The sequence below is a fragment of the Candidatus Thiosymbion oneisti genome (assembly GCF_900092655.1).
In the GTDB taxonomy this organism is placed as follows: Bacteria; Pseudomonadota; Gammaproteobacteria; order Chromatiales; family Chromatiaceae; genus Thiosymbion; species Thiosymbion oneisti.
In genome coordinates this window covers 1-7194 of the sequence record NZ_FLUY01000712.1, presented here as the reverse complement: position 1 = coordinate 7194, position 7194 = coordinate 1, and the positions used below count along the sequence as shown (strand labels likewise).

The window sequence follows — 7194 nt, the reverse complement described above, 5'->3', positions numbered from 1 at the left end:
CCAGTTCGGCATAAGTCCGTAGTATTTCATTAACTACTCACGCCCCCCTGAAAAGCTGGATTTTTCAAGGTCCCCTATAGGTGTAGTGACTCTCAGAATGCTGCCATCAGATCAATGATGGTCCCCGGAATAGCGAATACTCCGGTGTCATCGACTTCCGGACCACGTAGCTGTAAACCGGATGCACCGCTTTTACTCAGCCGATCAGCGGCGGCGGTGATTCCAGAGATAATAAAGGGAAAAGAAATGCCGATTACGATTGCATCCCATGGGCGGGGAGGTTTCCGTCGATACGGGTAAACGAGTGCGATGATACCAGCGGATGCTGCATACAACGTACTGACCGTTAGATATTGCCACAATTCAAATGTCAGCAATGGTGATGTGAATCGCTTTGACCAAAACAAAAGAATATCGGGCAAAAGTGCACCGAAAACTCCAAAAAAAAATCTTGTCATTATTTCAATCCGAAAATGGTCTGGGGGTCGATGATGGGAAGCATTTCCGCTTGCAATCCTTGCATCCTGTGCGCCTTTGGTGTGCTAGGCGAAGCTTGGTCACTCTAGGCACTTGAAAGGTGGTTACTATGTAAACTGTTCGCGTGCGACGGAGAGGTCCATCAGATCTAGGACGCCCGTTCCGCCTACGGTTGCATCGCATTTCCGTGGTTATACCCGCGGCATCACGAAGAGCTCCTGCAGGTCTACGTTGAGGTTGGTGGTCATCTTGACCATGCCTGCCTCGACTCGATGGAAGCGCTGCATCAGATAGTCGCGGTAGGTCAGCTCGTAACGCTCGTCGGCAGCCTCTAGGTCCATAGGTTGGGGTGACAGAGGAACCCCAACAAAGATCCCTCCTGCGTTGGGACAAGAATGCGTTCACGCTAGCCCCCGATTGTTGGGGTTCGTTCCTCACCCCAACCTTGTATGTTCTGTTTCTAAGGGAAAACCAAGGATGAGGGATAAAGGGAATTGATGGAGCGTACCTGGGGAAACCGTCCCAACCTACGATGCTACGCTAACCACTTAAGAATTTACCATTACCCGGCTATCCTACCCTAACCTCGGATGCTGAGGTTCCTCCGTCACCCTAATCTCCATATTGCTCTGTTCTCTGCCTTATCCCTCACGATGTTCATCGAGCAGCCGCTTGTATGCGTCCGGATCCTTCTGTTTCAGTCGAACCAGTCGAAACCGAGTTTCTTGTTCGAGATCATCGGGATACTTTTCCTTAATCTTTTCAATGTCAGCCACCATTTTCTTCAGTCGATTGACCTTTTCGTCCTCTTTCCCTTCGGCAAGTGCCAGCACCACCTCGGACAAGACCCCGAGCTGTTTGCCATAGCTGGCTACTTTCTCTACGACCTCTTCCTCAATTCGAGGGTCACCACTAAAGTGAAAATGCGAAGTCAACCGGGTCCCATGGCCTACGTCTACACTGACATCCCTACTTGAAGGTCCCTGAACGTTCAACCAGGGAAAGAACTGCGAAAAAAAAGATGGTGTCATGGAGGCTTCCTTTGAATGTTTTTTCGACCTGCTTTACTTTATCCGCAGATTACGCGGATTTCCACGGATTGTTTCGTTTTTTCGTCTGTGGTGTTGGTCGTTCCTCAGCAACCGATCTTTCCGCGGCCTGTTCGGTGGGCACAGCCTACCCTAGATGCGCGTCCTTTCGTGAATAGATGCATGCCTCGGTCACGATCATATCCAAAGGTACGTCCCACGGGTTCGGTGTCAGCGCCTCCACCCGCTGGCACTCGTGGGCGATGCCGATCAGCCGGGGGCGGCGCCAGTGGCGGCGTCGGCGCAGGTAGGCCAGGGTGCGGTCGTAATAGCCGCCCCCCATGCCCAGCCGGTTGCACCGGGCGTCGAAGCCGACGAGGGGGACCAACAGCAGGTCCAGGGCCCAGGGGAGTCGGACGCGCCGGTTGCGTAGACGGGGCTCGGGGATGCCGAAGCGGTTGTTTGCCAACGGGTCGCCCGGACGGTACTCCAGGAACCAGAGCCTCCGGTGCGGGTGGGGCCGGAGCACGGGCAGGAAGCAGCGCTTGCGACGAGTATGGGCCTGCTGCAACAGGGGGCAGGGGTCGATCTCGCCGTCTGAGCTCCAGTAGACGCCGACGCGGCAGGTGCGCAGGAAGGCGAGCTGCCGGCCCAGGGAACGGGCCAGGGCGCGGGCATGGCACCGTTGTTCGGCGGGACCGAGTGCTACCCGCGCGGCACGCAGGCGGCATCTGAGGGTGCCGGCAGGGGTCATGGAAATGGGAAGCGACATCCCCCGCCGGTGCCGACATGGACCTTTGTTCTTGAACCGGATGGTTCAAGTGGGGGCGGGGAAGTTGGCTTCAGGCTTTCCGCTCCGGGCGGACATGCACAACGGCCTTATTCCTATTGCCCCCAGGGTACGATTTAGGCTCAAGAAAATACCCAGGCCACTCGCGTACACCGCAGGGGATGTCTAAACCGCAGGTTATACCGTTTCGTCCCGCGCGTCCATCTGATGTTGCGTCGCCAGGGCATCCTGATGTTGCGTCGCTAGGGCATCTTGATGTTGCGTCGTCAAGGTATCGCCGAGACGCTTTTGGAGGTCTCCCAGGCGCCGGTCGAGCTCCTGCTCGCTTGGCGTTTTGCTGCTCTGGATCTTAGCCAACTCGTAGGCGATATTCAGGGCCGCCATGACGGCTATCCGGTCGGCGCCCAGGATGCGCCCGGTTTGCCGGATCTTGCGCATCCGCTCGTCCAATAGGCGTGCGGCTTCACGCAGGCCCGCCTCTTCGTCCGGCGCGCAGGAAACCCGGTATTCCTTGTCCAGGATCCGGACCGAGACGGCAATGGGCTCCTCGCTCATAGCTCTTCCTCCATGGATTTCAAACGGGCGATCATGGATTCCACACGGCTGCGGGCCAGCTCCGTCTTTCCGATGAGTTCGGCCCGCTCCGTGACCAGGTGATCTTGGCGCACACGCAACGAGTCGTTCTCTTCTCTAAGGTGACGGCAGGTGAGGATCAACTCTTCTACCTGCCGCTCCAGGGTGTCGAGGTCGAAGTTCGGCACAGGCTATGCTTCCCAAGGGATAACTGGAGGGCACTATAGAAGGCGTCGGCGCTGGGGTCAATTCATTGCGCACCATGCTATGATGAAAAGTGGCCTTCCCGTAGTTTCCGGCACCGGCCCCCAGCGATGCAAGCATCAGATTTTTGTACTCATTATCATGAGCTTAACGAGCGGCTGGCCGTCTCCGCTCTAGGCCCCAGCGCTGCCGAGGCCCACGGTATTCTGTGCGCCATGCTGTGTACCGGCGAGCCGCAGGCGGCGGAGTCCTGGATCGCTGAGCTGCTGGCGGACGCCGCCGCCGATCGCTCGACTGCTGATCCCTCGACCTGGGCATGCCAGCGTTCCTTGCAGGACCTGGCGGCGCGTACCCGGACGGGGATCGCCGACCCGTACCTGGGTTTCACACCACTGCTGCCCGAGGACTCGGCACCCCTGGCGGAGCGGGCAGTGGCTCTCTACGATTGGAGCCGCGGCTTTCTGTATGGCCTCGGGCTAGCCGGGATGGATGTGAGCCAGTTCTCGGGGCCGGTCCGGGAGGTCTGCGACGACTTTGCCGCCATCACCCACCTGGATCTTAAGGATTTGGACGATTCCGAGGAAAATGAGCAGGCCCTGACAGAGCTGACGGAGTTTGTCCGGGTGGCGGTCATGCTGGTTTACGAAGAGCAGTGTCCCGTGGCCGGAGTGGGTCGATGACCGCTGCGGAGTACAAACGTCGCCGCCGGCGGTTGGCCGCTGCCATGAAGCCCGGCAGCATTGCCCTCCTGGCGGCGGCTTCCGAATCGGTTCGCAACCGGGATGTACATTACCCGTACCGCCAGGACAGCGATTTTTTCTATGTGACGGGTTTCCCTGAGCCGGAGGCGCTGGCGGTCTTGGTACCGGGGCGCAAGGAGGGCGAGCTGGTGTTCTTTTGCCGGCCGCGCGATTCCGAGCGGGAGCTGTGGGAGGGCACGCGCGCCGGTGTCGAGGGAGTCCGACAGGATTTCGGGGCCGACGAGGCCCACCCCATCGATAAGCTGGACGAGATCCTGCCCAAGCTGCTGGAGGATCGGGATCGGGTCTACTATCCGGCGGGCGCGAACCCAGCGCTCGACCAGCGCCTGATGGAGTGGGTCAATGTGGTACGGGGCAAGGCGCGCGCCGGGGTGCGCGCTCCCACGGAGTTCATTGTCTTGGAGCGGCTGCTGTCCGAGCAGCGTCTTCTCAAGAGCCAGGCCGAGCTCAAGATTATCCGGCGGGCGGTCCGGATTTCCGCCGCTGCCCACCGCCGGGTGATGCGCCTGTGTCGGCCTGGGCTGTGGGAGTATCAGCTCGAGACGGAGTTCGTCCGGGCCTGTGCCTCCCGGGGGGGGCGTTTCCAGGCCTATCCCCCGATTGTGGGCAGCGGCGCGAATGCCTGTGTGTTGCACTATGTGGACAACCGCCACCGGCTCGAGGACGGGGATCTGGTGCTCGTCGATGCCGGCTGTGAGCTGGCGGGCTATGCCTCGGATATTACCCGCACCTTTCCGGTCAATGGCCGCTTCAGCCCACCCCAGCGGGAGCTCTACGAGCTGGTGTTGGCGGCCCAGGAGGCGGCCATCGCCAAGGCAGTGCCCGGCAACCGCTGGAACCATATTCACAAGGCCGCCGTGCGTACCCTAACCCAGGGGCTGGTGGAGCTGGGGCTCCTCGCGGGCGGCAGGAAGGCAGTTCCCAAGCTCATCAAAGAGGAAAAGTACAAGCCCTACTTCATGCACCGCACGGGCCACTGGTTGGGTATGGATGTCCATGACGTCGGGGACTATCGGGTCGGCGGCAAGTGGCGGTGGCTGGAACCCGGCATGGTGCTTACGGTGGAGCCCGGACTCTATATCCCGGCGGATCGCACCGAGGCCCCCGCGCGCTATCGCGGCATCGGCATCCGGATCGAGGACGATGTCCTGATTACCGCCGAGGGCAATGAGGTTCTGTCCATGCACGCGCCTAAGACAGTCGCGGATATCGAAGCTTGCATGAATGGTGAATGAGGAAAACTACGAAATGGCATTGAGTGTCCGCAACATTCATCATTCAGATCGTGAGGTTGAAAATTGAATGAGCTACGACCTAGTCATCGTCGGCGGCGGGTTGGTCGGGGGCAGCCTGGCCTGCGCCTTGGCCGAGACCGGCTTGCGGCTGTGTGTGGTAGAGGCCGTGCCGCCGCGGTCGGAGGCCCAACCGAGCTATGACGAGCGGGTCATTGCCCTGTCCTGGGGCAGTCGTCGCATCTTCGAGGACATCGGCCTGTGGGAGACGATCGTGGCGGGGGCGGAGCCGATCCGGCAGGTCCATGTCTCCGACCGGGGTAGGTTCGGCTTTACGCGGCTGGATCATCGCGAGGAAGGGGTGGCGGCCCTGGGCTATGTGGCCCCGGCACGGCGGCTCGGCCAAGCCATCCAGGATGGTCTGGCCGGGGTGGAGATGCTGTGTCCGGCGCGGTTGCTGGGGGTTCGGGTCCAACGGGAGCGGGTCGCTTTGGAGGTGACCGTCGGCAATACTTCGAGGCTCCTTGAGACGCGCTTGCTGGTGGCCGCCGACGGCGGCGATTCCTCCGTTCGCGGGCGTCTTGGACTGGCCGTGCGGGAGCACGGGTATGGCCACGACGCCTTGATTACGACGGTGACGCCCGAACGGCCCCGACCTGGGGTGGCCTTTGAACGCTTCACCGAGACCGGACCCCTGGCCCTGTTGCCTATGACCGAAGGGCGTTACTCCGTGGTTTGGACCATGCGAGAGGGCGAGGCAGCCGGGTTGCTGAACCTCTCCGACCGGGAATTTCTGGCCGGCCTGCAGGGCCGCTTCGGGTATCGGCTGGGGAAATTTACCCGGCCTGGACGGCGGCTGACCTACCCCCTCAGGTTGATACTTGCCCGCGAGCCGGTGGGCCGGCGCCTGGTGCTTGTCGGCAACGCGGCCCACACCCTGCACCCGGTGGCCGGCCAGGGCTTCAATCTGGGCCTGCGAGACGTGGCGGCGCTCGCCGAGGTGTTGGTCCAAGCCGCACACGCGGGTGACGACCCCGGAGGCGATCGGACGCTGGACGCATACCGTCGCCTGCGCGGTTGGGATCAGACCGCGGTAGTCGCGGCTATCGACGCCCTGGCCCGGATATTCGTCAATCCCTGGCTCCCCGTGCGTTGGGCCCGTGGTTTGGGCCTGCTGGGCCTAGGGCTGTCCCCTGGGCTGCGCCATTTGGTCGCGCGGCACTTCATGGGTCTTGCGGGGGGAAGCCAGCCATGGTTCGCGCGTGGCCTGCCGTCGAGGACAGGGCGATCGAATAATACTTGACGCCACCGGATCGCCCTGGTGGACCGGGTAGTGGTAAATTTTTAAGTGCCAGAGTATAGTAATCGACTTGACTCAAATTTAGCCAAAGAGTTTAGGTTATGATTGCCAAAACTAAAGTACATACTTGCCGCAAATGTCACGGCAAAGAACTCACCAAAAATGGCACCAATGCGTGCGGCAACCAGCAATATCATTGTAAAACCTGTGGCGCCTACGGCGTACTTGAGCCCCGAGAACGCTATACGGAAGAGGAGAAGGAACTCATTCTAAGGGCTTATCAAGAACGACCGAGCATGCGTGGGATCGAACGGAGTTATGGGGTCTGTCGCCAGACCTTGAGTGCCTGGTTAAAAAAGAGCCGAGCAGCTTCCATCCCTTGAAGCAACACCTGTACCTGTTGATCCGGAACCAATACCGGTGTTGGAAGAGGCTGGCCCTGGATTTTTCGACCCGGTGCCCGTAAGGTACAGTCTTTGATCGCCTTCACGAGCCCGGAGACTGGCCGGGGATCCTCTGAACTCGACACCCTGAATCGCGGAGGGCGAAAGGGGAAAGCCTAGGGGGCGTTCTCAATTGAGCTGAATCCTCATGAAAATCAAGCATATCAGGCCCATGCAGCAGCGGCTACGAGTTTCCAAGACACTCCGCGGCACGGAGCTTCTGCGTTCCCACGCGGCGCGTGGGAACGAGAGAAACGATCTGATCCTCGCTATCTCGAACCACGGATGGACACGGATCAACACGGATTTGTCTCCATCCGTGTCGATCCGTGTTCATCCGTGGTTCTCTTTCTGGTTGTTATCTGCACTGACCAACGGTTTTCACA

The 7194-nt window shown here is 60.3% G+C and carries 11 protein-coding genes and 1 other RNA gene; 5 read left to right on the top strand and 7 right to left on the bottom strand.

Features of this window, described 5'->3' with window-relative positions:
• Positions 1-92 precede the first annotated feature (92 nt).
• The 7 genes from BQ17_RS20465 to BQ17_RS07840 form a co-directional block, all read right to left on the bottom strand.
• Positions 93-458, bottom strand: a complete 366-nt coding sequence (locus BQ17_RS20465) for a hypothetical protein (RefSeq protein WP_141699162.1) — start codon at positions 456-458, stop codon at positions 93-95.
• 210 nt (positions 459-668) lie between these two features.
• Positions 669-818, bottom strand: coding sequence for a hypothetical protein (locus BQ17_RS21620; RefSeq protein ID WP_176722345.1), 150 nt, complete (start codon positions 816-818; stop codon positions 669-671).
• 300 nt (positions 819-1118) lie between these two features.
• Positions 1119-1508: a hypothetical protein gene (locus BQ17_RS20460; protein WP_141699161.1), complete on the bottom strand. Its 390-nt coding sequence runs from the start codon at positions 1506-1508 to the stop codon at positions 1119-1121.
• Between the two features lie 145 nt (positions 1509-1653).
• Positions 1654-2277 (bottom strand): 5-formyltetrahydrofolate cyclo-ligase, encoded by a 624-nt coding sequence (locus BQ17_RS07855; RefSeq protein ID WP_089725899.1) that lies wholly within the window; start codon positions 2275-2277, stop codon positions 1654-1656.
• Positions 2274-2459, bottom strand: a non-coding RNA gene (ssrS, locus tag BQ17_RS07850) — 6S RNA. The genes BQ17_RS07855 and ssrS overlap by 4 nt, the downstream gene beginning before the upstream one ends.
• Positions 2460-2472: 13 nt before the next feature.
• Positions 2473-2850: a cell division protein ZapA gene (locus tag BQ17_RS07845; protein ID WP_089725897.1), complete on the bottom strand. Its 378-nt coding sequence runs from the start codon at positions 2848-2850 to the stop codon at positions 2473-2475.
• On the bottom strand, positions 2847-3056 hold the full coding sequence (locus BQ17_RS07840) for a TIGR02449 family protein (RefSeq protein WP_089725895.1): 210 nt from the start codon (positions 3054-3056) through the stop codon (positions 2847-2849). Before BQ17_RS07840 ends, BQ17_RS07845 begins: the two co-directional genes overlap by 4 nt.
• Before the next feature lie 126 nt (positions 3057-3182).
• Between BQ17_RS07840 and BQ17_RS07835 the strand changes: the two genes are divergently transcribed.
• From BQ17_RS07835 to BQ17_RS22465, 5 genes are all read left to right on the top strand, one after another.
• Positions 3183-3752 carry a UPF0149 family protein gene (locus BQ17_RS07835; protein WP_089725893.1) on the top strand — a complete coding sequence of 190 codons (570 nt, stop codon included), beginning with the start codon at positions 3183-3185 and terminating at the stop codon, positions 3750-3752.
• Positions 3749-5068: a Xaa-Pro aminopeptidase gene (pepP, locus tag BQ17_RS07830; RefSeq protein ID WP_089725891.1), complete on the top strand. Its 1320-nt coding sequence runs from the start codon at positions 3749-3751 to the stop codon at positions 5066-5068. Before BQ17_RS07835 ends, pepP begins: the two co-directional genes overlap by 4 nt.
• 67 nt (positions 5069-5135) lie before the next feature.
• Positions 5136-6368, top strand: coding sequence for a 2-octaprenyl-6-methoxyphenyl hydroxylase (gene ubiH / locus BQ17_RS07825; RefSeq protein ID WP_089725889.1), 1233 nt, complete (start codon positions 5136-5138; stop codon positions 6366-6368).
• A gap of 98 nt (positions 6369-6466) precedes the next feature.
• On the top strand, positions 6467-6748 hold the full coding sequence (locus tag BQ17_RS07820; protein ID WP_089725886.1) for an IS1/IS1595 family N-terminal zinc-binding domain-containing protein: 282 nt from the start codon (positions 6467-6469) through the stop codon (positions 6746-6748).
• A gap of 208 nt (positions 6749-6956) precedes the next feature.
• A partial coding sequence (locus BQ17_RS22465; RefSeq protein ID WP_218068170.1) for a hypothetical protein occupies positions 6957-7194 on the top strand: 238 nt, incomplete at its 3' end.

What these genes read in the sequence shown, in the direction of transcription:
- ubiH (WP_089725889.1), top strand. Translation starts at nt 5,136, where the DNA reads ATGAGCTACGACCTAGTCATCGTCGGCGGCGGGTTGGTCGGGGGCAGC.
- BQ17_RS07820 (WP_089725886.1), top strand. Translation starts at nt 6,467, where the DNA reads ATGATTGCCAAAACTAAAGTACATACTTGCCGCAAATGTCACGGCAAA.
- BQ17_RS07845 (WP_089725897.1), bottom strand. Translation starts at nt 2,850, where the DNA reads ATGAGCGAGGAGCCCATTGCCGTCTCGGTCCGGATCCTGGACAAGGAA.
- BQ17_RS21620 (WP_176722345.1), bottom strand. Translation starts at nt 818, where the DNA reads ATGGACCTAGAGGCTGCCGACGAGCGTTACGAGCTGACCTACCGCGAC.
- BQ17_RS07855 (WP_089725899.1), bottom strand. Translation starts at nt 2,277, where the DNA reads ATGTCGCTTCCCATTTCCATGACCCCTGCCGGCACCCTCAGATGCCGC.
- BQ17_RS20460 (WP_141699161.1), bottom strand. Translation starts at nt 1,508, where the DNA reads ATGACACCATCTTTTTTTTCGCAGTTCTTTCCCTGGTTGAACGTTCAG.
- pepP (WP_089725891.1), top strand. Translation starts at nt 3,749, where the DNA reads ATGACCGCTGCGGAGTACAAACGTCGCCGCCGGCGGTTGGCCGCTGCC.
- BQ17_RS20465 (WP_141699162.1), bottom strand. Translation starts at nt 458, where the DNA reads ATGACAAGATTTTTTTTTGGAGTTTTCGGTGCACTTTTGCCCGATATT.
- BQ17_RS07835 (WP_089725893.1), top strand. Translation starts at nt 3,183, where the DNA reads ATGCAAGCATCAGATTTTTGTACTCATTATCATGAGCTTAACGAGCGG.